This is a genomic window from Nocardia sp. NPDC056541 (assembly GCF_042794235.1).
Taxonomy (GTDB): domain Bacteria; phylum Actinomycetota; class Actinomycetes; order Mycobacteriales; family Mycobacteriaceae; genus Nocardia.
This window is the reverse complement of the sequence record NZ_JBHTUD010000017.1, coordinates 17046-39703: the sequence shown is the minus strand read 5'-3', so window position 1 is coordinate 39703 and position 22658 is coordinate 17046. Positions and strand designations below refer to the sequence as shown.

General features: G+C 67.2%; 23 protein-coding genes. 7 read left to right on the top strand and 16 right to left on the bottom strand.

What is annotated here, in order from left to right; translation table 11 throughout:
• Window positions 1-18: 18 nt before the first annotated feature.
• Window positions 19-450 carry a hypothetical protein gene (locus ACFQ9R_RS26730; protein ID WP_378994117.1) on the bottom strand — a complete coding sequence of 144 codons (432 nt, stop codon included), beginning with the start codon at window positions 448-450 and terminating at the stop codon, window positions 19-21.
• Window positions 451-581: 131 nt separating this feature from the next.
• Window positions 582-1424 (bottom strand): helix-turn-helix domain-containing protein, encoded by an 843-nt coding sequence (locus ACFQ9R_RS26725; RefSeq protein ID WP_378994115.1) that lies wholly within the window; start codon window positions 1422-1424, stop codon window positions 582-584.
• A 59-nt stretch (window positions 1425-1483) separates the two neighbouring features.
• Between ACFQ9R_RS26725 and ACFQ9R_RS26720 the strand changes: the two genes are divergently transcribed.
• On the top strand, window positions 1484-1951 hold the full coding sequence (locus ACFQ9R_RS26720; protein WP_378637085.1) for a VOC family protein: 468 nt from the start codon (window positions 1484-1486) through the stop codon (window positions 1949-1951).
• 107 nt (window positions 1952-2058) lie between these two features.
• On the opposite strand, the gene uvrB is transcribed toward ACFQ9R_RS26720, so the two are convergent.
• Complete coding sequence (uvrB, locus tag ACFQ9R_RS26715) at window positions 2059-4236, bottom strand: excinuclease ABC subunit UvrB (protein ID WP_378994113.1); 2178 nt, start codon at window positions 4234-4236, stop codon at window positions 2059-2061.
• Between the two features lie 372 nt (window positions 4237-4608).
• On the opposite strand from uvrB, the gene ACFQ9R_RS26710 reads away from it, so the two are divergent.
• Window positions 4609-5229, top strand: coding sequence for a DUF402 domain-containing protein (locus ACFQ9R_RS26710; RefSeq protein WP_378994111.1), 621 nt, complete (start codon window positions 4609-4611; stop codon window positions 5227-5229).
• Window positions 5230-5275: 46 nt separating this feature from the next.
• Entirely contained in the window at window positions 5276-5827 is a 552-nt protein-coding gene (locus ACFQ9R_RS26705; protein ID WP_378994109.1) for a DUF402 domain-containing protein, read from the top strand.
• Between the two features lie 29 nt (window positions 5828-5856).
• Here the strand turns inward: ACFQ9R_RS26705 and ACFQ9R_RS26700 are convergent, their stop codons facing one another.
• Both ACFQ9R_RS26700 and coaE read right to left on the bottom strand, forming a co-directional pair.
• Complete coding sequence (locus ACFQ9R_RS26700) at window positions 5857-6288, bottom strand: hypothetical protein (RefSeq protein WP_378661173.1); 432 nt, start codon at window positions 6286-6288, stop codon at window positions 5857-5859.
• A 120-nt stretch (window positions 6289-6408) separates the two neighbouring features.
• Complete coding sequence (gene coaE / locus ACFQ9R_RS26695; protein WP_378994106.1) at window positions 6409-7611, bottom strand: dephospho-CoA kinase; 1203 nt, start codon at window positions 7609-7611, stop codon at window positions 6409-6411.
• Between the two features lie 148 nt (window positions 7612-7759).
• Between coaE and ACFQ9R_RS26690 the strand changes: the two genes are divergently transcribed.
• The gene (locus ACFQ9R_RS26690; protein WP_378994104.1) at window positions 7760-7972 is read left to right on the top strand and encodes a hypothetical protein; all 213 of its coding nucleotides are present in this window, start codon (window positions 7760-7762) and stop codon (window positions 7970-7972) included.
• 36 nt (window positions 7973-8008) lie between these two features.
• Here the strand turns inward: ACFQ9R_RS26690 and ACFQ9R_RS26685 are convergent, their stop codons facing one another.
• On the bottom strand, window positions 8009-9550 hold the full coding sequence (locus ACFQ9R_RS26685) for a phospholipase C (RefSeq protein ID WP_378994102.1): 1542 nt from the start codon (window positions 9548-9550) through the stop codon (window positions 8009-8011).
• Window positions 9551-9686: 136 nt separating this feature from the next.
• Window positions 9687-11165, bottom strand: coding sequence for a 30S ribosomal protein S1 (rpsA, locus tag ACFQ9R_RS26680; RefSeq protein ID WP_067457490.1), 1479 nt, complete (start codon window positions 11163-11165; stop codon window positions 9687-9689).
• 228 nt (window positions 11166-11393) lie between these two features.
• On the opposite strand from rpsA, the gene ACFQ9R_RS26675 reads away from it, so the two are divergent.
• Complete coding sequence (locus tag ACFQ9R_RS26675; RefSeq protein WP_378994100.1) at window positions 11394-12242, top strand: class I SAM-dependent methyltransferase; 849 nt, start codon at window positions 11394-11396, stop codon at window positions 12240-12242.
• Here ACFQ9R_RS26675 and ACFQ9R_RS26670 read toward each other — a convergent pair.
• Window positions 12239-12793, bottom strand: coding sequence for a hypothetical protein (locus ACFQ9R_RS26670; RefSeq protein WP_378994098.1), 555 nt, complete (start codon window positions 12791-12793; stop codon window positions 12239-12241). The genes ACFQ9R_RS26675 and ACFQ9R_RS26670 overlap by 4 nt on opposite strands.
• Before the next feature lie 87 nt (window positions 12794-12880).
• On the bottom strand, window positions 12881-13174 hold the full coding sequence (locus ACFQ9R_RS26665) for a hypothetical protein (RefSeq protein ID WP_378994096.1): 294 nt from the start codon (window positions 13172-13174) through the stop codon (window positions 12881-12883).
• 102 nt (window positions 13175-13276) lie between these two features.
• On the opposite strand from ACFQ9R_RS26665, the gene ACFQ9R_RS26660 reads away from it, so the two are divergent.
• A complete protein-coding gene (locus tag ACFQ9R_RS26660; RefSeq protein ID WP_378994094.1) occupies window positions 13277-14308 on the top strand; it encodes a LuxR C-terminal-related transcriptional regulator in 1032 nt (343 codons plus the stop codon).
• Between the two features lie 16 nt (window positions 14309-14324).
• On the opposite strand, the gene ACFQ9R_RS26655 is transcribed toward ACFQ9R_RS26660, so the two are convergent.
• The 6 genes from ACFQ9R_RS26655 to ACFQ9R_RS26630 all read right to left on the bottom strand — a co-directional run bounded on the left by ACFQ9R_RS26655 (window position 14325) and on the right by ACFQ9R_RS26630 (window position 20960).
• Window positions 14325-16550: a DEAD/DEAH box helicase gene (locus ACFQ9R_RS26655; protein WP_378994092.1), complete on the bottom strand. Its 2226-nt coding sequence runs from the start codon at window positions 16548-16550 to the stop codon at window positions 14325-14327.
• A 137-nt stretch (window positions 16551-16687) separates the two neighbouring features.
• Window positions 16688-17977: a caspase domain-containing protein gene (locus tag ACFQ9R_RS26650; RefSeq protein ID WP_378994090.1), complete on the bottom strand. Its 1290-nt coding sequence runs from the start codon at window positions 17975-17977 to the stop codon at window positions 16688-16690.
• Window positions 17974-18390, bottom strand: a complete 417-nt coding sequence (locus ACFQ9R_RS26645) for a hypothetical protein (RefSeq protein WP_378994088.1) — start codon at window positions 18388-18390, stop codon at window positions 17974-17976. The genes ACFQ9R_RS26650 and ACFQ9R_RS26645 overlap by 4 nt, the downstream gene beginning before the upstream one ends.
• 99 nt (window positions 18391-18489) lie before the next feature.
• A complete protein-coding gene (locus ACFQ9R_RS26640) occupies window positions 18490-18654 on the bottom strand; it encodes a toxin-antitoxin system HicB family antitoxin (RefSeq protein WP_378994086.1) in 165 nt (54 codons plus the stop codon).
• Between the two features lie 8 nt (window positions 18655-18662).
• Window positions 18663-19550 carry an SPFH domain-containing protein gene (locus tag ACFQ9R_RS26635; protein ID WP_378994084.1) on the bottom strand — a complete coding sequence of 296 codons (888 nt, stop codon included), beginning with the start codon at window positions 19548-19550 and terminating at the stop codon, window positions 18663-18665.
• A gap of 66 nt (window positions 19551-19616) precedes the next feature.
• Window positions 19617-20960, bottom strand: a complete 1344-nt coding sequence (locus ACFQ9R_RS26630) for an FAD-binding oxidoreductase (protein ID WP_378994082.1) — start codon at window positions 20958-20960, stop codon at window positions 19617-19619.
• 71 nt (window positions 20961-21031) lie between these two features.
• Between ACFQ9R_RS26630 and ACFQ9R_RS26625 the strand changes: the two genes are divergently transcribed.
• On the top strand, window positions 21032-21958 hold the full coding sequence (locus ACFQ9R_RS26625) for a LysR family transcriptional regulator (protein WP_378994080.1): 927 nt from the start codon (window positions 21032-21034) through the stop codon (window positions 21956-21958).
• A 10-nt stretch (window positions 21959-21968) separates the two neighbouring features.
• Here the strand turns inward: ACFQ9R_RS26625 and ACFQ9R_RS26620 are convergent, their stop codons facing one another.
• A complete protein-coding gene (locus tag ACFQ9R_RS26620) occupies window positions 21969-22640 on the bottom strand; it encodes a pyridoxamine 5'-phosphate oxidase family protein (protein ID WP_378994078.1) in 672 nt (223 codons plus the stop codon).
• Window positions 22641-22658 lie beyond the last annotated feature (18 nt).

Here is a 22658-nt window from a genome sequence, read left to right as displayed (position 1 = left end):
GCTGGGACTTTGATCACATCAACCGGAGAAACTGGGGAACCCGCAGGCCGCGCTTCCGGTGCCGGTATTCGCCGCCACGGTCACCGTGGCGGGGGTGATCCACCAGCTGTTGAGATAGCTGTCGACTTTCGCCGTCAACTGGTGCGAGCCGGCGGCGGCGGGACGCCAGGAGGTCTTGGTCTCGCCGATCGCCGGGATCGCGACCGTGTCGATCACGTCACCGTTGTCGTAGAAGGTCACCGGTGCGCCGGCGTGGCCCGAGCTGTAGCCGACGACGTTGACCGCGACCACCGTGTAGGAACAGCCGACCTTCGGATCGGCACTCGATACGCTGACCCGCTGGCCATCCGAGATGTCCGCGTGCGCGCCCGGCGCGAGCAGAGCCGTGGCGGCCAGCGCGGTCGCGAGGGCGGCGCCGAGACGGGCGGTCCGATCGAATGATGTTGTCACTGTTGATGTCCTGACTTCTCCACGCAGCAACGGCCGCTGCGAATGCGGTGACACTATCGACGAACACCGCTGTTCCAAGGTGGAACGCTAATATTTCAGACCCCCTACTTCTCGGGTCTGGACGCACCCGGTCAGCGCGCCGTGGGGACAGCGCTCACCGCCTGTGCGCTGCGCGCGTATTCCGTCGGCGACATCCCGATCTCGGCGGTGAATTCGCGGCTGAAATGCGCCTGGTCGAAATAGCCGAGCTGGGCCGCGAGTACCGCGAGATCAGGGCGGCCGTGCGCGAGCAGATCGGCGGCGTCCTGCAATCTGAACCGGCACAGCACCCACTTCGGGCCTGCCCCGACATAGCGGCGGAACAGGCGTTGCAGGGTGCGGATCGGAACGGCGAAACGATCGGTGACCTGGTCGACCCTGGTCAGCTCCGGATCGTTCGCCATGGCGGTGACGATGCGGGTCACCAGCGCGTAGTGCGGATCGTCGGTGCGACCACGGCCCGCGAAGAACTCCTCGACGATGTCGCGGCGGCGCTCGTCGGACTGTTCGGCCAGCACTCGGTCGGCCAGGCCCGCGGCCTCCGGCAACACCGCACACAGCGGGGCCGAATCATCGCGCAGCGCGCCGACATCCATGCCGGTGAAGGCACCGAATCCGCCGGGGGCGAACCGGATGCCGAAGGTCTCGCCTTCCCCGGCGAGCTCGCGCACGTACTTCGTCGTGCACACCCCGGTGACGAAGCCGCCGGTGCGGATGGTGCTGCGTTCGAAGGTGACGTTCACACACGGGAACGACAGCACCTGCGCCGAATAGCTGGGCCGGCCGCGCAGATCCCACCGCACCACCCAGTACCGGTCCGCGAACTCGGCCAGCGCGGGCCCGACCCCCAGCCGGTTCAGCGACCGGTGTCTCGCCTGCTCCTCCGGGTGCAGGATTCCTTTCACATCACCGGGATCCGGCGCCGCCGTCATCATCGGCCGATCTGTCGCGTTCTTACAAGACGGGCCGTCGGCCGCGGAGCAGGATCGTAGTCATGACCAATCCCGTTGCGCCCATTCCGGAGGGCTACCACTCCATCACCTGTTTCCTGGCCGTGCCGGACGGAAACGCGGCCATCGACTTCTACACCGCGGTCTTCGAGGCGAAGGTGCTCAGCCGCGCCGATCTGCCCGACGGCCAGCCCGCGCACGCCGAACTGCTCATCGGGGATTCCACCCTGCAGCTCGGAATGCCCATCCCCGACAACAATGTCCGCGCCCCCGAGGACTGGGTGCACACCTCGGTGGTGCACTACTGCCCCGACGTGGACGCGGTGATCGCCCGCGCGCTCTCCCACGGTGCCCGCAGCGCCGAGGAGCCGCAGACCTTCGTCACCGGAGATCGCTTCGGCGTGGTGATCGACCCCTTCGGCCACCGCTGGGCGGTGATCACCCGCGTCGAGGACGTCTCGAAGGAGGAGGCCGACCGCCGCGTCGCCGCGTGGATGGCCGAGCAGGCGTAGCGCCTCGCCGGGCCGGGTCCGCAGCGGCCTCGCCTCCGAGCAGCACCCGCGCGATCGGTCGCGCGACTCGGGGGCGGGGTCGCCCGGGGACCGTGGCGCCGGCATGGTCAAGAAATCCCCGCGGCGTCCATCCCGCGCAGCTCCTTCTTCAGGTCGGCGATCTCGTCACGCAACCGGCCCGCCAGCTCGAACTGCAATTCGCGGGCCGCGTTCATCATCTGCGCGGTGAGTTCGGTGACCAGGGCGGCCAATTCGGCACGTGGCATCGACTTCACATCGCGTTCGGCGTAGATACCCGAGCTGGCCCGGCCCGGTTCGCCCTGGGCGCGCCTGCCACGGCTGGCATTGCGGCCCGATCCGCCGACGGCCACCTCGTCCTCGGCCTCGGTGTACACCTGATCCAGGATGTCGGCGATCTTCTTGCGCAGCGGCTGCGGGTCGAGGCCGTTCTCGGTGTTGTAGGCGATCTGCTTGGCACGGCGACGGTCGGTCTCCTCGATGGCGTGCTGCATCGAGTCGGTGATCTTGTCCGCGTACATGTGCACTTCGCCGGACACGTTGCGCGCCGCGCGGCCGATGGTCTGGATGAGGCTGGTGCTCGACCGCAGGAAGCCTTCCTTGTCGGCGTCGAGGATCGCGACCAGCGAGACCTCGGGCAGGTCGAGGCCCTCACGCAGCAGGTTGATGCCGACGAGCACGTCGTATTCGCCCAGGCGTAGCTGTCGGAGCAGTTCGACGCGCCGCAGCGTGTCGATCTCGGAGTGCAGGTAGCGGACCTTCACACCGAGACCGAGCAGGTAGTCGGTGAGGTCTTCGGACATCTTCTTGGTGAGTGTGGTGACCAGAACCCGCTCGTCGCGCTCCGACCGCTCACGGATCTCGTGCACCAGGTCGTCGATCTGCCCCTTGGTGGGCTTGACCACGACCTTCGGATCGACCAGGCCGGTCGGGCGGATGACCTGCTCGACCACCTCACCACCGACCTGACCCAGCTCGTAGTTGCCCGGTGTCGCCGACAGATACACCGCCTGGCCGATTCGACCGGCGAACTCCTCCCAGGTCAGCGGCCGGTTGTCGACCGCCGACGGCAACCGGAAACCGAAATCTACGAGGTTGCGCTTACGCGACATGTCACCTTCGAACATGCCGCCGATCTGCGGCACCGTGACGTGCGATTCGTCGATCACGAGCAGGAAGTCGTCGGGGAAGTAGTCGAGCAGCGTCGCAGGCGCCGAACCCGCCGGGCGCCCGTCGATGTGGCGCGAGTAGTTCTCGATGCCCGAGCAGAAGCCGACCTGACGGATCATCTCCAGGTCGTATTCGGTGCGCATGCGCAACCGCTGAGCCTCGAGCAATTTGCCCTGACGTTCCAATTCCTCGAGCCGCGCGGCCAATTCGGCCTCGATGTCGCCGACCGCGCGCTCCATCCGCTCCGGACCGGCCACGTAGTGGGTGGCCGGGAAGATGCGCGCCGAATCGACCTGGCGCACCACGTCACCGGTGAGCGGGTGCAGGTAGTAGAGCGCCTCGATCTCGTCACCGAAGAACTCGATGCGGATCGCCAGCTCCTCATAGGACGGGATGATCTCCACGGTGTCGCCGCGCACCCGGAAGGAACCCCGGGTGAACGACATGTCATTGCGGGTGTACTGCACGTCGACGAGCAGCCGCAGCAACGCGTCGCGGTCGATCTCGCCGCCGACCTCGAGCTGCACCGACCGGTCCAGATACGACTGCGGGGTGCCGAGACCGTAGATGCACGACACCGAGGCGACCACCACGACATCGCGACGCGAGAGCAGACTCGAGGTCGCCGAGTGCCGCAGCCGCTCGACGTCGTCGTTGATCGAGCTGTCCTTCTCGATGTAGGTATCGGTCTGGGCGATGTACGCCTCGGGTTGGTAGTAGTCGTAGTACGAGACGAAGTACTCGACCGCGTTGTTGGGCAGCATCTCGCGCAGCTCGTTGGCCAGCTGCGCGGCCAGGGTCTTGTTCGGTGCCATCACCAGCGTGGGGCGCTGCAACTTCTCGATCAGCCAGGCGGTGGTCGCCGATTTACCGGTACCGGTGGCGCCGAGCAGGACGACGTCCTTCTCCCCCGCGTTCACCCGGCGCTCGAGCTCGGCGATGGCCGCGGGCTGGTCGCCGGCGGGCGAGTACTCGCTGACCACCTCGAATCGAGCACCCGAGCGCTCGATCGTGCCGACGGGGCGGTGTTCGGAATGGGCGATCGGGTGACCCCGCTCTTCGTACCCTTCCGTCGGGATCTCGGTTGCGAATGCCATGGATCCAGCTTAGGCGCGACCACTGACACGTTTGCGCTCCAAGCGAGCCGCCGCCCGTCCGCCACACCCCGCGCCGCGCCGAGCGCCGCCGGTCGGGTCGTGGTCGTTCTGGTGAACTTCTGCTCATCGATGCCGTCGCGGCACTGCGCGACTGTGACGACAGCCACCGGCAAGCAAACCGTCGGCGACCCCCATTTCGCCTGGTCGGGGCGACCGCCCACGAACGCGGCGAATGACCGGCACTTCGCGCGATGTCCGAAAAGTCCCTTGCGCCAAGGATATTCGACGATCGAGGCGCCGAATCGACCACGCCACAACTCCCGATGCGGGCGTACCCTGAGTTGATCATCGGACGTGGTGAAGGACAAGGCCATGAGCGTTCTACTTCCCCTGCTCGTCGCGGCTCCCGCGGTAACCGGATTCGCCGGCTATTTCGCCAGAGAGATACGCGGCCCGCTAACACCGACCACCGTCTCCACGACCGTCGCCCCCTCTGCCAGACCCCGGGTCGAATACTTCGACCTGGCCGAGCTGACCAGCACCGACGCCAAGGGCTACATCCGCCCGGTCGACCGGTACGAAGTGCAGCCGTGGGGCATCTACCTGGCCCGCATCCTCGACCGGCCGCACGGTCGCTACGAGGAGTCGTGGATGCTGCCCGGCCAGGCCATTCGCGCCACCATCAGCCACGACCGGCCCGGCCATCACCGCAGCCACGACTACGTGCTCGACATCATCGAGTGCGTCCAGGTCGGGCCGAAACGGTGGCGGGCCACCGACTACTTCCTCGACATCGCGGTGCGGCGCGGCCGGTCCTCGACGCTGTCCGGGTCCAGCGAGCTGCTCGCCGCGCACGCCGCGGGCCATGTCGGCACCGAGCACGCCGACCGGGCGTTCGAGCGTGCCGCGCACGCGCTCGACGGGCTGGCGGCCAACGACCACGATGTCGAGCAATGGTTGCGGTCGCAGGAGATCACCCTGACCTGGATGTGACCGGCGACCGGGCGCGGGTCGGCACGCGCCGGTAGATTCTGCGCTCATGACGCAGGCATCCACCGTGCACGTGCATCCACCCAAGGTCGAGTACTTCGACGTCGCGGCCGGAACGAACACCGATCCCAAAGGTTTCGTCCGGCCGGTGGAGATCTATCGGGTGGAACCGTGGGGCCTGTACATGGGTCGCCACTCCGATCACGCGCACTTCCACTACCTGGAATCGTGGGTGCTGCCGGAGCTGTCGCTGCGGGCGTCGAAGCTGCACTACAACCCCGGCGTCGAGCAGTGGCAGGACATCTATGTCGATGTGGGCGCGTTCACCAGGGAGTCGCCGACGCTGTGGCGCTCGGTCGACCACTACCTCGACGTACTGGTCCGCACTCGGCGTGATGTCCGGCTCGTCGACGTCGACGAGCTGCTGGCCGCGCACACCGACGGCCTGCTGGACGCCGCGCAGTGTCAGGCGGCGATCGAACACGCCACCGCGGCGATCGACGGGATCGCCGCGCACGGCTATTCACTCGAGGAGTGGCTGAGCACCTTCGGGATGACGCTGACCTGGCGCCGAAACGACGAACCGCCCGGACCTCGGTAGGCGGGTCCGGGCGGTGCGGGGAGTCGGTATCAGCCGGCCGACAGGCTCGGGAACAGATCCGCGAGGCCACCGCCGCACGACGCGCTTCCGGTGCTGCCCGCCGCACCCACAGTGACGGTGATCGAGTCGCTGATCAGCAGCTGACGCGCTTCGAGCTTGTGCTGGCCCGCCGTGGTCGGCTTCCAGGTGATGCTCACGGTGCCCGAGAGCAGCGACGGCGACACCGGGCTGCCCGGAATATCCACGCCGTTGTCGGTGAACTTCACCGAGGTCAGCCGGTCGACCTCAACGCTGGCGGTCAACTTGTAGCTGCAACCGACCTTGTGGTCGGTTCCGGCCACGCCGAGATTGCCGACCCAGGCCGAGGCCTGCGGAGCGGCCAGCACGAGGCTGGCGGCGACGGCGCCGAGTGCGGTGATGCCGAAGCCCGCACGGCCGAACTGACGGTGATGTGTTGTCATACGCGCTACAACTTCCCTGTGAATCGAGTCACCCTGTAGTGACTTCGCACAATTTACACAGCGCGCGACAGCGTGCGGACAGTTTCCGAAACATTGACGTTTAACAGATTGGTACGCGGTTCACGCGCGAGCGGTGGCCCACTCGGTGACCACCGGATAGACCGCGTCGAACCACGGTTCCTTCACCACGTAGTAGGCGTCACCCGCCGCGTCGCCGGTCAGATCCGCCGCCGCGAGCTCGGCTCCGCGCTTGACCGCCAGGTACTCCGACCGCGCGCTCTCGTTCGCGCGCAACCAGTCACGCAGATCGAGCGCGAACCGCTGGCCGAGCGAATCCCGCACGCGCAGATGGATATTGGCCGGCCTTCCCGGATCGGCGTTGCCGTGCAGACGCTTTCCCCACCGGGCGAAGTCGGTCCCCTCGGGATCGCCGTGACTCGGTTTCGGATTGTCGTGCGTCACCTGGGGAGCGAGCGGGAACCCGGCGGCCGTCAAGGCATCCGTCAGCGATTCGGCCGTGGCCATGTCGGCCACCGTCACCTGGATGTCGATGATGTCCTTGGCGGGGAGTCCGTGCACCGCGGTGGATCCGACGTGATCGATGCGCACCGCCGACGCACCGCAGGCCAGGTGCAGCCGGGCGATGATCCTGCGCGCCTGCATATCCCATTCCGGGTCGGTGACGAGAACATAGCCGGCTCGCGCCCGGACGCCCTCGCGCTGATTGCGCTCGAACGGCACCAGCCGCCGCGTCCACAGGTCACGGACCTGCGCCTCGACCACCTCCGGCGCACCGTTGTTGTCGAGCCACACATCGGCGACCGCGCGGCGCTGGTCGTCGGTGGCCTGGGCCGCGATCCTGACTCGCGCGTCGGCTTCGGCCACGCCGCGGTGTTCGACCAGCCTGCGCAGCCTGGTCTCCTCCTCGGCCCCCACCACCACGACGAGCTGCATCAGCGGCGCGAGCCCATTCTCGACCAGGAGCGGAATATCCTGCACCACAACGGCATCGGTGGCCGCCTCGCCGATCAGATCCGCGGTGCGGGCGCCGACCAGCGGATGGGTGATGGCGTTGAGCTTGCCCCGCGACACATCGTCGGCGAAGGCGACCGCGGCCAGCGCGGGCCGGTCCAGGCTGCCGTCGGGGCTCAGAATGCCCTCACCGAACTCCTCGACCAGCGCGGCTAGACCCGGCGTCCCGGGGGCGACGACCTCGCGGGCGATCGCATCGGAGTCGATGAGCACCGCCCCGAGTTCGACCAGCGTCCGCGCCACTGTGGATTTACCCGCTCCCATGCCTCCGGTGAGGCCGATCCGCAACATGGGCCCAGTCTCGCATCCCCGCCGCCGCGCCGTGGCACCTGCTCCGACACGCCCATGCCCGGAGCGGCGGAAGATCCCGGGCCGGGCGCGTCGCGTGGATTAATCTTCCGCGCAGGCGAGAAGGCCGCACGACTACCGGAGGATGATCATGAGTACCAGGAACCACCGGGCGGCTCGCCACCGCCTCGGTATGCCGGGCGGTGTGCACTGCATCGAATTCCCGCCTGTCGCAGCGACTCTCGCCGAGTACCGGCGCTCCTGGTTCAGTACCTTGCTCTCCCCCGCCAGACACAGCTTCGCCGCGATGCGCAAACGCCCGAGCATGGCCACCGGATACTGGTCGCCCGCCGCCGCGAGCTGACAGTGGGCCCGGCGCGATGCCGAGCCCACCCCCGGCTCAGACGCCGACGAGACCGCTCGGCGCGCGCCGCGCCCCCGGCTGCTGCGCCGGCATCGCATTCGGCGGCACCGGGTACGGCACACCCTGTCCGAGAGTGCCCGCCGCGATATTCGGACCGCACTGCGCGATCGCCGCGTCGGCCTTGGGGCGGGGGTCGGGCAGCACCGGTTTCGCGGCATCAGGCGCCGCGGCAAAGTCGAACGTGGACGTCATATCGCCGGTGACGCTGCGTCGCCACGCGGTCAGATTCGGCACATCGACGCCGAATCTGGTTTCCAGCAACCGCAATTGGGACGTGTGGTCGAAGGTCTGCGAGGCGACCAACCCACCGCGGCTGTACGGCGAGATCACCATGCACGGCACCCGGTAACCCAGTCCGATCGGGCCGGTGATCCCGCCCGCGGCGGGCACCCGATCCAGTGGCACCGTCAGGAATTCGCCCGCGGTGCCGGGCGGCGGGGTCGGCGGCGTGACGTGGTCGAAGAAGCCGCCGTTCTCGTCGTAGCTGATGATCAGCGCCGTCTTCTCCCACACCGCCGGATTCGAGGTGAGGATATCGAGGAGCTGCACTATGCCGAGCGCACCGAAAGCCGCGGGCAGCGCGGGGTGTTCGCAGTGCAGCAGCGACGGCACCACCCAGGACACCGCGGGCAACGTGTTGTTGGCGACGTCGGCCTGGAAGTCGTTCGGGTAGGTCGGTGCGATACCGCGTCGTGCCAGTTCGGAATTCGGGTCGGCGGCCTGGGTGAAGCAGCCCATCATGCCGTCCAGGATCATCGACGAGGCCGGGCCGACATCGCGATTGCTGTAGATCTTCCACGGCACCCCGCCCTCGGACAGGTTCTCCGGGTAGGTACGCCAGCTGTAGACGTTCTTCGGAAGCAGGGTCGGCGTCTCCACCAGCGGACCGCCCGCCAGACCGTCGGGGTCGATGCTCGCGCTCATCCAGTACAGCCGGTTGGGGTCGGTGGGGCCGAGCACCGAGCAGTGGTAGTTGTCGCACAGCGTGAACGCCTGCGCGAGCTCGGTGTGGATCGGAATGTCTTCCGGCAGGTAGTAACCCATCGCCGCGGGCGCGTTCGCCGGCCCGACCGAGGCCACCGACATCGGCATCCAGCCGTCGTTGCGGCCGTTGTTGAATGCCTTGTGCATGCCCGGCCAGGTGTGGTCGGGGTCGTTGATGCACTCCCCGTCCAGTGTGGCGCCGCGGGTGGTGTCGAGCCGGAACGGTTCGACGAAACCGTCTGCGGTGGGCCCGATTCCGGGCGACCACCCGTACTGACGCCACGACGCGGAGGATTCGCCGAACCCACGCACCCCCGACAGGGTGCCGAAATAGTGGTCGAAGGACCGGTTTTCCTGCATGAGCAAGACGAAGTGCTCGATATCGCCGAGCCCGCCCATCCCCACCGGATCGGCGGCGAAAGCTCGGTCGATAATCGGATTCGCCCAGGTGGCAAGCGTTCCCACCGCACCGGCGGCCATCGCTTTCGCGAGGAACTGTCGCCGGTTGAGGCCGGCGAAGGGACCAGAACTCATCGGAGTGGAGCACCTTTCCCGTAGGGGATGGAGCAATCGCGCACACGCTACACCCACCGGAAAAGGCCGAAGGCCCCGGTCCGTATGGACCAGGGCCTTCGGTAGTGCAAAGGGTGATTCAGCCGTTACCGGTGAATCAGGCGTTGCCGCTGAGCTTCTCCCGCAGAGCCGCGAGCTGGGCATCGCTGGCCAGCGAGCCGCCCGTGGACTCGGCCGGACCGGAGGTGGACGCAGCCGCGCTGCCACCGGTCTCGGAGGAGTAGTTGCCCGCGACGGGACCACCAGCGGCGGCCTCGGCGGCAGCGTCGGCTGCCATCTTCTCCATCTGGGCAGTGTGCATCTTGTGGCGACGCTCGGCCTCGGCGTAGCGGCCTTCCCACTCTTCACGCTGCTTGTCGAACCCGTCGAGCCACTCGTTGGTGTCGGGGTCGAAGCCTTCGGGGAAGATGTAGTTGCCCGCATCGTCGTAGCTGTCGGCCATGCCGTACTTCGACGGGTCGAACTCGGCGTTGTAGTCCTCGTTCGCCTGCTTCAGCGACAGCGAGATACGACGACGCTCGAGGTCGATGTCGATGACCTTGACCATGGCGTCGTCGCCGACGGCCACAACCTGGTCCGGGACCTCGACGTGGCGCTCGGCCAGCTCGGAGATGTGGACCAGGCCCTCGATGCCCTCTTCGACGCGCACGAAGGCGCCGAAGGGAACCAGCTTGGTGACCTTGCCGGGCACGATCTGGCCGATGGCGTGGGTCCGGGCGAACTGACGCCACGGGTCTTCCTGAGTCGCCTTGAGCGACAGGGAGACGCGCTCGCGGTCCAGGTCGACGTCGAGAACCTCGACGGTGACCTCGTTGCCGACCTCGACAACCTCGGACGGGTGGTCGATGTGCTTCCAGGACAGCTCGGAGACGTGCACCAGGCCGTCGACGCCACCCAGGTCCACGAAGGCACCGAAGTTGACGATGGAGGACACGACGCCCTTGCGGACCTGGCCCTTCTGGAGCTGGTGCAGGAATTCGCTGCGGACCTCGGACTGGGTCTGCTCGAGCCAGGCGCGACGCGACAGAACCACGTTGTTGCGGTTCTTGTCGAGCTCGATGATCTTGGCCTCGATCTCCTTGCCGACGTACGGCTGGAGGTCGCGGACACGACGCATCTCGACGAGCGAGGCGGGCAGGAAGCCACGGAGACCGATGTCGAGGATCAGGCCGCCCTTGACGACCTCGATGACGGTGCCCTTGACGGCCTCGTCCTTCTCCTTGAGCTCCTCGATCGTGCCCCACGCGCGCTCGTACTGCGCCCGCTTCTTCGACAGGATCAGGCGGCCTTCCTTGTCCTCCTTCGTGAGGACCAGGGCCTCGACCGCGTCGCCCACGGAAACGACCTCGTTCGGGTCGACGTCGTGCTTGATGGAGAGCTCGCGGGAGGGGATGACGCCTTCGGTCTTGTAACCGATGTCCAGCAGGACCTCGTCACGATCGACCTTGACGATGGTGCCTTCGACGATGTCACCATCGTTGAAGTACTTGATCGTTGCGTCGATGGCGGCCAGGAAATCCTCGGCGGAGCCAATGTCGTTAATGGCTACCTGCGGCGAGGTGACGGTGGTGGGCATATGTGGGTTTGCTCCGGACGGATTGTGGTCGGTTGCGGACATTGGATCTTTCGGTACGCTGCGAGATCACCGCGACGACGCGACGAAGGGATACCGGTAAAGTATCGCACGGACCGTCGCACTTGCCGCTGATCAAATTCAGCGTCCCTCTACAGCGTGCATCAGCCTACGCGACCCGCGCCGAGCCGGGCAAACCACCCCCCGCACCACGCCGATACCCTGTTGGCCGTGTCCGACGACGAACGCCACGCGCAGGCCAACGCGCTGCTGGGTACCTCAGCAACCACCCGAACCAAGATCGATTCGCGCGACAGCGAGCGCGCGAATCGCCGCTGGTGGGACGCCGACGCCGAGCAGTACCACCAGACCCACGCCGACTTCCTCGGCGTCGACTCCCCGGGCGGCGAGTTCGTGTGGTGCCCGGAGGGCCTGCACGAGGGCGACATGGGTTTCCTCGGCGACGTGACCGGCAAGACGATCTTGGAGATCGGCTGCGGGTCGGCGCCGTGCTCGCGGTGGCTGGCCGGGCACGGCGCGTTCCCGGTCGGGCTCGATGTGTCGAAGGGGATGCTGGAGCGTGGCGTGGCCGCGATGGATCAGGGCGGACCGCGCGTGCCCCTGGTTCAGGCGGGTGCCGAGGCGCTGCCCTTTACCGACGCGTCGTTCGATCTGGCCTGCTCGGCGTTCGGCGGGGTGCCGTTCGTCGCCGATTCGGCGCTGGTGATGCGCGAGGTGGCTCGGGTGTTGCGCCCGGGCGGGCGCTGGGTGTTCTCGGTGAACCATCCGATGCGCTGGATCTTCCCCGACGATCCGGGCGAAGCGGGTCTGACCGCCACGATCCCGTATTTCGACCGCACTCCTTATGTAGAGGTGGACGGCGACGGTGTGCCGACCTATGTCGAGCACCACCGCACGATCGGTGACCGGGTCCGCGAGATCGTCGGCGCCGGTCTGCACCTGGTGGACATCGTGGAACCGGATTGGCCGGAATGGCTCGACCGCGAATGGGGTCAGTGGTCGCCGCTGCGCGGGCAGATCTTCCCCGGGACCGCCATCTTCATCGCCGAGAAGCCCTAGAACTCGGGCAGCGCGGCGAACGAGGGGTCCACGCGCACGTTCGGCACGGTGTCGGCGACCCAGCGGCGTGCCCTGGTCAGCGCGTGATCGGGGAATTCGACATCGAAGCGGACGTCATCGGACAGCAGATAGGGCAACCGGCCGCGCAGACCGGGCGCGTACGGGTGGGGCGGGCACATCTCGTCGCGCCGAACCTGCCGGCCGATCAAGGTCTCGCGCGCACCGGGCACCCCGGTCTCGGGGCAGATCACCTGGAACACCGCCGAGCACCGGTCCTTGGGCACCACGATCGACGCCGCGAAAACCAGCTCACCGTGCGGGCCCGGCAGTTGGGTCTTCTCCACCCGTAGCAGGGCGGGCAACTGGTCCACCCACACCACGAAGGCCTCGATCAGGCAGCCGGTTCGGGCGTGGTGCTCGGCCAGCCGCCTGCGCAGCCGTTTCAGGTCGTGCAGGCGGGCGGGCAGGTCGGGCGTGCCGTTGACATAGGTCAACGCGACGACGTCACGAGTGGCCGGATTCCCCCAGGTCGTGTCGTCCAACTGTTGCATTCCAGGAATGTCGAACGAGATGGGCACCGGATCAATTTACCGGCGGATTCGAGTTCGGTTGTCCCCGTGGGGCGCCCGGCGCGTCGATCAGGCCGAAATTTGCTCGTCGACCACGTCGACGAGCCAGGCTTCGTGACTGATCACCATCGCGCGGCTGCGCGGGGTGGCGAGCACGGTCGCCAACGCGGCGCGGAACGCCTCGGCGGCCGCCCGATCGTCGAAATCGAGGTCGATGAGGACGCGGGGTGGTGTGCCCTCGACGCGGCCGACGCGGTAGGCGCGAACGCCGTTGTCGGCGCGGAAACGCTCGAACTGATCGAACGCGGCCTTCCAGTCGTCGTAGTCGCGAACGGTGTTGTCGATGTGCAGGGTGACGGTCATGGTGACCTCCGTGGTCGTGCTGGATGGGTAGCTCAATGGTCGGCCCGTTCCGGGCACCGGAACATCCCTGATCCTGGGGGTTTTCCGCCGTAGACTGGGTGCGTGCCGAGCACCTTGGCAGACCGGATCGGCCGTCTGTGCCGCGCCGGGCACTCCGCCAAACGATTGCGTGAACTCGTCCTGGTCGAGATCCGCGCGAGGATCCCGTTCACCGGCCATGTCTTCGCGCTCACCGATCCCGTCACCGCGGTCGCGACGGCGCCGCTCGCCGACGTCCCCGGCCTCGATCTCGCGCTGTTGCCCGACTTGATCCGCGCCCGGTATCTCACTGCGCTCAATCGCTGGGACACCGTGCGCGGCACCGGCGCCCACTCTTTGCTGGGCGCCACCGACGGCGACCCGGAACGCTCCCTGCTCTGGCGCACCGCCCAGCACGATCTCGGCGTCACCGACTCCGCCACCGTCACCTTCGCCGACCGCTACGGCTGCTGGGGCTTCCTCGAACTGCTCCGCTACAGCGAACCCCCGTTCACCACAGCAGAACTCGGTGAGCTGAGCACGCTGACAGCACCGGTCACCGCAGGCCTGCGCCGTACCGTCGGCGCCACCTTTGTCGAATCCGACGCCCAGCTCGCTTCACTGGGCCCCGCGGTCGTCCTGCTCGACGACACCCTGCGGGTGCGTTCCCAAACGGCAGCCGCCGCGGATTCCCTTCTGCGCCTGCTCCCCCCGGACGAACCGATTCCCCCCGTCCCCGCCTCGGTCTACAACGCGGCCGCCGCCCTGCTCGCCACCGAGGCCGCCGTCCCGCTCGGCCCCGCCGTCTCCCGCATCCACCTGGGCGGCAACCGCTGGCTCACCGTCAAAGCCGACCGCATCGGCCCCGACATCGCCGTGGCCCTGGAACCGAGCACCGCCACCGAACGCCTCGACCTGTTCGCCCGAGCCCACGCCCTCTCCACCCGCGAATCCCAGGTCCTGACGCTGCTGGCCACGGGCCTGGACTCCCACGAACTGGCCGCGGAACTGTTCCTCTCCGAACACACCGTCAACGACCACGTCAAAGCCGTCCTCGCCAAATCCGACACCCGAACCCGCCAACGCCTCCTCACCCGCGTTCTCGGAGTCGGCTGAGCCAGTCAGGTAGAGCTCAAGTCCGACGTTGGTGGGCATGCGGATCGTGCTCGGCCGACTCCCGCAGTCGCCACATCGGCACGCGGACGGCATCCCACCGCTGCGACGAAACCTTGCGCAGGTCTGTGTGTTGCAGCATCAGTCGCAAATGCCGATCCGCCGCGTTGGCGCCCGCACCACGATCGACCACCACGCCCCACACCGAGCCGTCCGGACGCCGATCGATCGCGTCGGTGTAGTGGCCGGCCATCGGAGATCCGAAGGCGAGGTCGGTCGCCCCCCGGCGAATCATGTAGCGGTGCAGTCGATTCAGCACAGGGTCAGCCTCGCCGACCGCCGCCGCCGGTTCGGCAGCAGCGGCGAGCGCGCTACCGATGCGGCGCGACTGCCAGACGCGGCTGTCACCCACGACGAACAGGTGCGCACGGGCGCGGGTTATCGCCACATTCCACAGGTTCGGTTGCCGGTCGAGCCATTCGATCGATCGGCGGGGCATTTCCGGCGAGGCCACAAGGGAGAAGATGATGATGTCGCACTCACCGCCTTGGAAGGTGTGCACTGTGCCGACAACGACCCCATCGGAACCGTCGAGCCGGCGTTTGATCTCGTCGGACTGCGCCTTGAACGGCGTGACCACACCGATCGTCGTTCCACACGGCAATCGTCCCGGCTGCTGGAGTTGCGCGATCAGGCTGAGCACAACATCGATCTCTTCGCGGTTGTACCAAGAACTCTGAGCTCCGCGCTGCGCGATTCCGGCGACATCGCGCCATACGACCGGCGCCTGGTCGGTGCCATTCTGCTTGCGCACATCGGTCAGCACCGTCAGTTGACCGCGGTAGAACAGGTCGTTGGCGACCCCAGCGATGTCGGGATGGCACCGAAAGTGTTCGTCCAACAGCAGGCTCTCGCCGAACGACTGTTCCGCCGCCTCGAACGCGGAATGTCGCAGATACGACATCCGCCGCCGTTCGAGCCACGCGGCTGAAATCTGTGCGGTCGCCGCCGCGGCGATCTCGCCTCTGCCGTCCAGCGTGGTGATATGTGTCAGCTGCATCGGGTCACCGATGATCAACGCCCGCTTCGCCCGGAACAGCAACGGCAGGACCGCAGCGATGGAGCACTGCGACGCCTCGTCGATCACGACCAGATCGAACAACGCGGCGTCGAGCGGAAAGGCACGCGCCGATTGTGCCGTCACCGCCCATGCTGCAGCTCCGGCCAGCGCCGCACGTTTTGCCGGCCAATCGGGACCGGACTGGTGCCGCAACAGCGCGTCGATCTGTCGCCGCCCGCGCACGGCGTTGGACCGCACCACGGCATCGAGCAGTTCCGTCGAGGCTGACTGCAGTGTGTCCGTCGAGTCAGTGAACCGTGCGAAGAGCTCGGCATCGCTGGGCCGGGCGGACTCCGAAGCATGGAGTCGGCGCCAGGTGAGCTCGGCTGCGGCCAGTTCGCTCAGCAGCTCGCACTGACGCTCAACTGTTTCCGGACTTTCGGCCAGCCCGAGCCGACGGACCAGTCGTCGACACCTCCAACCTGCGATCAGGGAGAACCGCCGTACCGCGACAGCTTTGCGGATGAGCGCGGCAGGATCGATGCGCTCGAACAGCAGGGCAATCTGTTCGACACGCAGGCCGAGTTTCGCGGCAACCGCTTCCCGGACGTCCGCGACGTCGAGCAATGTCACCTCGTCTCCCGCAAGGTCGGCGAGCTCGCGGCGCTGACGGTCGAGCTCGGCGGTGGCGGCATCGACCATGACCGTCAGTGTCGACATCGACTGGACGGCGGGTCGGAGACCGGCGAGGTGGTCGAGACCCGCCTGTTGGTTCGCCTGATAGGCCTGACTGCCCGTTCGGATCACCGTGCCAGGAATCAGCTTCTCGCAACGACTCCACACTTCGTCGACCGCTTTGTTGTTGGTGGATGCCACAAGTACCGTTTCGCTGGCGCACACCGCGGTGGCCACCAGGTCGACCACCAGCTGACTCTTGCCGGTGCCCGGCGGGCCGGTCGCAACCGTCAGCGGACGAGCCATCGCCGAGCGGATGATCTCGGCCTGGGCCTCGTTGCACGGCAGCGGCGTCACCAATCGCCGAGTCGACACCGGTACGGGGGCGGGTACGGCATCCGCGGGGCCGAGACAGGCCAGCGCGGTACGCGGGATCTGCGAGACCCGCTCCGCGAGCGCGGCGAGATCGGCGAGGAGTTTCTTGTTCGGACCGCCATCGGCTGCCGACATGCGGAACAACACTGCGACGTTGCGCGCACCGACCGCGCCGGTAGCGGCGGTCAGCGAGTCATCGAGAAATTCCGGCTCGGGTTCATCGACGGTGACGACGCCGAGCTCGTTGCGCAGAATCTGGCGTACCTCGGCGGCTAACGCTGTGTATTCGCCCGCGTGCCAGGTGGGTTCGTAGCCCTGAACGCCGACGCGGCCTCGGATTCCAGATATTCTTGCAGCAGAATCGGATTCACGATGGGCGGCCCGACCGGGACGAGCCGGTCGGCGGCCCCGCCGAGCTCGAGGCGCCGGATCAACAGCGGAGCGAATTTGCGAGTCGCGGTCGCACGCGCCGAACGACCACCCGGCCGCACGACTACCGCCGGATACCCGGTCCAGAGCTGTTCGTTCGCGTCGGCGACCTGAGCGACGAACTTTTCGAGTTCCGTCGGCACCTCGATGGCGTGATCGTCGTCGAGATCGCCCACCAGCAGCCGTTCGCGCCCCGGGATGCAGGCGTACGTGTCGTGGTCGTCCAGTGACAACCAGGCGAGTTGCTCCGCACGCAGACACGTCTCGTAATAGGTCAGCAGTCGCTTCCAGTCCGGAGTAAGTGACTTCGACGGCGATGCGCCGATCTCAGCGCCCGATCTGGGGCTGGCCGCGACGTCGAGCTGGATGGGCGACAACGGTGATGCCGCCAGAATGATGCGGCCGTCCACTCCCGATGCCGAGATCACCGGCGTCTGCCCGGCATCCTGACGACGAAGTCGGTCGTTGACAAATTCGAACAGCGCCGCCACCGAAAGCTCCGACTTGCCACCCGCCGCCGCACCGGTTCGCATCGCCTCGACGAACACCCCGGTGAACACCGACGGCTGTGTCGCGTCGCGACCGACGAACGATGCCTCACCGGCCCGCGAGGACGACACCACGTAGACACCTCGGCTCGCCAGGGCGGCAGGGTGACCGTCCACCGCGCCCTTAGGGACGGCATCGGAGGTGCGTAGGCCAACCGAGAACCCGCCACTACGGCAGCTGTCGATGATCACCACCTTCTGCGGTGCCACGCACTGTTCGAGCAACTGGTTGACGAATCCGGCGCGCATGCTGGTCTCGCCCAACCGATCCGGGTCGGAGTCGGTGCCGATGAAATGGAATTCGCCGTCGGACCGAACGCTTCGCGCCCCGTGTCCCGAGAAGTAGAAGACCATCAACTCGTCTTCTCTGCTGTCGGCGACGAATTCGTCTACTGCCGTTCGCATCTGGTCGGTGGTCAAGTCGATCAACGACTCGACATCGGAGAAGGCTCCAACGCGGCGGTCGCGCAGCACCTCTTCCACCATGGTCAGGTCGGTGCGCACCGACGGCAACGGCGCGAAGCCCGGGTGGGTGTAGCTCTCGTTACCGATCAACAACGCGCGACGACGGGCCAGCCGACTCACGATGACACCGCCTGGTCCTCGCCCGAGCCGGAATCAGCTGCGGCCTGGTGGACCGGCACCGCCGTTTCGACGAACTTCTCGATGATCGCGAGCTGATCGTCCGGGTTGCCGTCGATCACGAGCACCCGGTCCGGCAACCGCATTTCGACCCGCCGGTGACGGTCTCGTCGGCACCATTCCTTGACGATCGTCGTGACCGCCGTGGCTGTTCCCGCTGAGGAGGCGACGCCCACAACCAGCACCAGCGCGTCCCCAACCGCACCTTTGTGTTGCGCAAGCGGCTCAATCGCTTCGGCGAAACGAACCTCGACCTCGTGTCCTGCCAGATGTCGGGCGAGATCGCGGGTGAGCCGCTCTGTCAGCAAACTCCCCGAGCCGGTCAATACCTCGACATAGACGAGCTCTTTCGACATCCAACCCCCGTAGTTCAGTCGAGCACCGCTGTAAACGATCCTCGAATTTCCCTCTGAATGCTGGATTCGATTGTGTCACAAGGCTTAACGCGAGGTTGCTCAACGCGGCTTTCGGCCTGCTCGGTCGAGGGCAAGGCGGAGGGCGTATTCGATTTGGGAGTTGATGCTGCGCAGGTCGTCGGCCGCCCACTTGGCTATTGCCTCGTGGACGGCCGGGTCGAGCCGTAGCAGGATCTTTTTGGGGTCCTTCTTCGGCTGGGTCATCGGGCGGCTCAGGAGTAGAGGGATCCGGTGTTGACCACCGGCTGGGTGGCGCGGTCGCCGCACAGGACGACGAGCAGGTTGGAGACCATGTTGGCCTTGCGTTCCTCGTCGAGTTCGACGGTGCCCTGTTCGGCGAGGCGGTCGAGGGCGAGAGCGACCATGCCGACGGCGCCTTCGACGATCTGGGTACGGGCGGCGACGACCTGGGCGGCCTGTTGGCGGACCAGCATGGCCTGGGCGATCTCGGGGGCGTAGGCGAGGTGGGTGATACGGGCCTCGATCACCTCGATGCCGGCGGTGAGGGTGCGTTCGCGCAATTCGACGGTCAGTTCCTCGGCGACTTCGGCCCCGTCGCGAAGGCTGGTGCGGGAGTCGTCGTGGGCGTCGTAGGGGTGGGTGGTGGCGAGGTGGCGCACCGCCGCCTCGGACTGGGTCTCGACGTACTCCTCGTAGTCGTCGACGGCGAAGGCGGCCTTGAAGCTGTCGACCACCTTGTAGACGACCACCGCCGCGATCTCGACGGGGTTGCCGTCGGCGTCGTTGACCTTGAGCTTCTGGGTCTCGAAGTTACGCACGCGCAGCGAGATGGACTTGCGGTCGGTGAGCGGGACCACGGAAAAGAACCCGGGCTCGCTCACCGAGCCGATGTAGCGGCCGAAGAAGGTGACGACCTTGGCCTCGTTGGGGTTGACGATGATCAGCCCGGTGGCGAGCAACCAGACGACCAGGATCACGACGATGGCGGCCACCGCGCCGATCCAGGCCAGTGCGCCACCGTTGTGCTGGGTGGCGGCGATGAACGCGAGAACGGCGGCGGCCCCGAACAACAGGGTGAACACCAGCCACCCCAGCACGACGACGAATCCATTGACGCGGAATGCGGACCGCAGCTCCATGACATCCTCCCGATATCTGAGTGATATCACTAAGATAGTAGATATCGAGAGGCCGAGCAAGCGGCGCTAGGAACCGGGGGCGATATTGCGGTTGGCGCGGAACATGTTTCGCGGGTCGTACTTCGCTTTCGCCGCCGCCAGCCAGCGGTAGGTATCCGGGGAGTAGCCTGCCGCGGTCTGGGCCTCGTCCGCCGCGCCGCCCGCACCGTAGAGAAACGCGAGACTGTGCCCGATCGTCCACGGCGCCAATGCTTCTCGCACCTTCGCGAGCCCTTCGGGTGCGGAGTCACCCTCGCCGGGACCGGTGATCACCCGCACGATGTACTCCGCATCGCGATGATCGATCGAGGCCGGGCCACCGTGGCGCAGGGCCGCACCGAGATGGCGGATGTCGATGACCGCGTCGACCGATCCCCCCGGGGCCGTCAACGCGCGCAGCGCGGACAGACCCTGCGGGGTCAGCTCCGAGAGCAGCGCGTTGGTCGCGGCGTAGGCGTGCGGAAAAGGCGGGTCACTGTGGATGGTGTGCGATTCGGCGTAGGGCATCGTGCGCAGGTCCTCGTGCAGTCGAGGTCCGATCCGCCGCAAAGGCGCGACCCACCGCTGCCCCTCCTCGTCCGGCCCGTCGAAGGCGATTCGGATCGAAGCGACGTGGCGGCCTCGCAAGGATTCCGGCACGGGCGGGATGTCGGGATAGGTCACCAGCGCGATCGTGGAGGTGAGCGCGCTCGGTACGGTCTCGGTCCAGGTGCGCCATGCCTCCAGCGCCGCGTCGACCAGGGGCGCGTCGAAAACCAGCTGACCACCATAGATTTCGGCGACGGGCACGAGATCGAGTTCGAGACCGGTCACCACGCCGAAGTTCCCGCCGGAGCCCAGTACCGCCCCGAACAGCTCGTCGTCCGGGCCGAGCGAGCGCATCCTGCCGTCGGCGGTCACCAGTTCGACGCGGCGCACATGATCTGCGGCATAACCGAATTCACGGGCCAGCAATCCGAGCCCGCCGCCGAGCACATACCCGACGACGCCCACCGACGGCGACGACCCGTTCAACGGCGCCAGCCCGTACCGCGCGGCCGCCTCGACCAACGCGCCCGCCCGCACCCCGGCCCCGATGTGAGCGGTACGAGCCTGCGGGTCGACGGTGATGGCGTCCATGCGTCCGGTCGTGATGAGCACGCCACCGTCGGTGGCTACCGACAGACCGTGTCCGGTCGCCTGCACGGCCACCGACAGCCCGCGCCGTGCGGCGAATTCCACGGCGGCGCGCACGTCCTGGCCGTGCTGGGCGCCGACCACGAACGCCGGACGGTGGGTGTAGGCGGTTTGGAAGCCGGCGATCTCCTCGGCGTACCCGGGGTCGTCCGGAGTGAAGACAGGACCAGCGAACTTCGTTGCGATATCGGTCATGTCTTCGACTCTGCTCGCCGAAGATGAATAAGTACAAGAGATGGATATTCTATTACCTATAATCAATAGTTATGGAACTGCGTCAGCTGCGCTACTTCGTGTCGATCGTCGACGAGGGCGGGTTCACCAAGGCCGCCGAACGGCTGCACTTGTCCCAGCCCGGCCTCAGCACCCAGATCCGCCAACTCGAACGTGAACTCGGGCAACGTCTGCTCGACCGCGGTGCGCGCACCGTGACACTGACCGACGTCGGCGCCGCGGTGCTCACACACGCACGCGCCGCCCTGGCCGCCGCCGACCGGATCGGCGACACGGTCGGGGAATTCACCGGATTGCTGCGGGGTCAGGTCCGGCTCGGCATGATCTCCGGGGCAGCATCGGAGGTCTTCGATGTCGCGGGCGTCCTCGCCGATTTCCACCACGATCATCCGCAGGTCGGGATCAGCCTCACCGAGGACACCGCGGAGAGGATGCTCGCCGCCGTCGAACACGGTGAACTCGACATCGCGCTGACCGGATTGACCGGCGCACCAATAGATTCCGGCATCGGACTCGAGGTGATCCTGGAGACCGCGCTCGTCGCCGCCGTCGCCCACGATGCGCCCATCGACCCCGCCGAATCGGCGGGGTCCATCACCTTGGGAGCCCTCGCCGATCGCCGCCTCATCTGTCTCACCCGGGGCACCGGCCTTCGCGGGGTATTCGAACGCTCCTGCGCCGCCGCCGGTTTCACCCCGAACATCGCCTTCGAAGCCGCCGCTCCCCCGCTGCTCCTCGACCTTGCCGCACGCGGGCTGGGAACCGCCATCGTCCCAGCCCTCACCACCGCCGAAGCTGACGCCTTCGGCGTCCGATCCCTCGACATCGTCGACCCCACCATCCACGGCCGGCTGGCCCTGGCCTGGCGCACCGATCCCCCGCCCGGCCCGGCGGCGAAGGTGCTGCTCGGGCAACTGCGGATCGCCTTCGGCGGCCACACCTCCGCCGTCGATCGGTAGGCGCGGGCGGTCAGGGGGAAGACTTCAGGCGGGCGATTTCGGCCTCGAGCTCGGCGTTGCGGTGTTGTAGACGCTCGATTTCGGCTTCGAGAGGAGCCCGGCCCGCGCGCAGGTAGTCCTGGATCCACTCGGTGCGGTAGCGCGGGGTGATGTTCTTGGTGCAGTTCCGGTCGAACGCCTCGACCCGCACCACGAACGCCCGGTCCGAGCGTGCGTCGATCGGGCCCGCCGACGTGGTCAGGAGGCGGTCGAGCAGGCCGGGATCGTCGGCGCGTTCGACGACCTCGACCCGGCCGAAGATCTTGACCCTGGTGCGCGTCGGGTAATCGATGAAGAACAGGGACACCCGATCGTCGATGTCGAGATTGCCCACAGTGACGAACTGGTTGTTACCCGCGTACTCGGCCCACGCGATCGTCGACGAGTCGAGTACGTGCACGAAACCTAGTGGGCCGCCGCGATGTTGGATGTAGGGCCAGCCGGATCCGGTGACGGTAGCGAGGTAGAACGAGTCGGCCTGCCGGATCAGGCCCGCCACTTGGGGCTCCAGTTCTTCGGGCTCGCCGATGTCGGCGCCGTCGGCCATCCGCCTGCCGTGGACGGTGAAACCACCACCGCTGCGCTGGCGGCGCTCGGTGGCCGAGGAGAAGGCGATCGCTCCGTATCGGGTCGGCTTGTTCACCCCACCCACGGTACGACG

Coding starts and splice junctions, on each gene's coding strand:
- ACFQ9R_RS26640 (WP_378994086.1), bottom strand. CDS start 18,654: ATGACCCAGCCGAAGAAGGACCCCAAAAAGATCCTGCTACGGCTCGAC.
- ACFQ9R_RS26665 (WP_378994096.1), bottom strand. CDS start 13,174: ATGACCGTCACCCTGCACATCGACAACACCGTTCGCGACTACGACGAC.
- coaE (WP_378994106.1), bottom strand. CDS start 7,611: ATGTTGCGGATCGGCCTCACCGGAGGCATGGGAGCGGGTAAATCCACA.
- ACFQ9R_RS26625 (WP_378994080.1), top strand. CDS start 21,032: ATGGAACTGCGTCAGCTGCGCTACTTCGTGTCGATCGTCGACGAGGGC.
- ACFQ9R_RS26670 (WP_378994098.1), bottom strand. CDS start 12,793: ATGCAACAGTTGGACGACACGACCTGGGGGAATCCGGCCACTCGTGAC.
- ACFQ9R_RS26685 (WP_378994102.1), bottom strand. CDS start 9,550: ATGAGTTCTGGTCCCTTCGCCGGCCTCAACCGGCGACAGTTCCTCGCG.
- ACFQ9R_RS26635 (WP_378994084.1), bottom strand. CDS start 19,550: ATGGAGCTGCGGTCCGCATTCCGCGTCAATGGATTCGTCGTCGTGCTG.
- ACFQ9R_RS26645 (WP_378994088.1), bottom strand. CDS start 18,390: ATGTCGAAAGAGCTCGTCTATGTCGAGGTATTGACCGGCTCGGGGAGT.
- ACFQ9R_RS26630 (WP_378994082.1), bottom strand. CDS start 20,960: ATGACCGATATCGCAACGAAGTTCGCTGGTCCTGTCTTCACTCCGGAC.
- ACFQ9R_RS26655 (WP_378994092.1), bottom strand. CDS start 16,550: ATGTCGGCAGCCGATGGCGGTCCGAACAAGAAACTCCTCGCCGATCTC.
- ACFQ9R_RS26710 (WP_378994111.1), top strand. CDS start 4,609: ATGAGCGTTCTACTTCCCCTGCTCGTCGCGGCTCCCGCGGTAACCGGA.
- ACFQ9R_RS26700 (WP_378661173.1), bottom strand. CDS start 6,288: ATGACAACACATCACCGTCAGTTCGGCCGTGCGGGCTTCGGCATCACC.
- ACFQ9R_RS26725 (WP_378994115.1), bottom strand. CDS start 1,424: ATGATGACGGCGGCGCCGGATCCCGGTGATGTGAAAGGAATCCTGCAC.
- uvrB (WP_378994113.1), bottom strand. CDS start 4,236: ATGGCATTCGCAACCGAGATCCCGACGGAAGGGTACGAAGAGCGGGGT.
- ACFQ9R_RS26690 (WP_378994104.1), top strand. CDS start 7,760: ATGAGTACCAGGAACCACCGGGCGGCTCGCCACCGCCTCGGTATGCCG.
- ACFQ9R_RS26720 (WP_378637085.1), top strand. CDS start 1,484: ATGACCAATCCCGTTGCGCCCATTCCGGAGGGCTACCACTCCATCACC.
- rpsA (WP_067457490.1), bottom strand. CDS start 11,165: ATGCCCACCACCGTCACCTCGCCGCAGGTAGCCATTAACGACATTGGC.
- ACFQ9R_RS26705 (WP_378994109.1), top strand. CDS start 5,276: ATGACGCAGGCATCCACCGTGCACGTGCATCCACCCAAGGTCGAGTAC.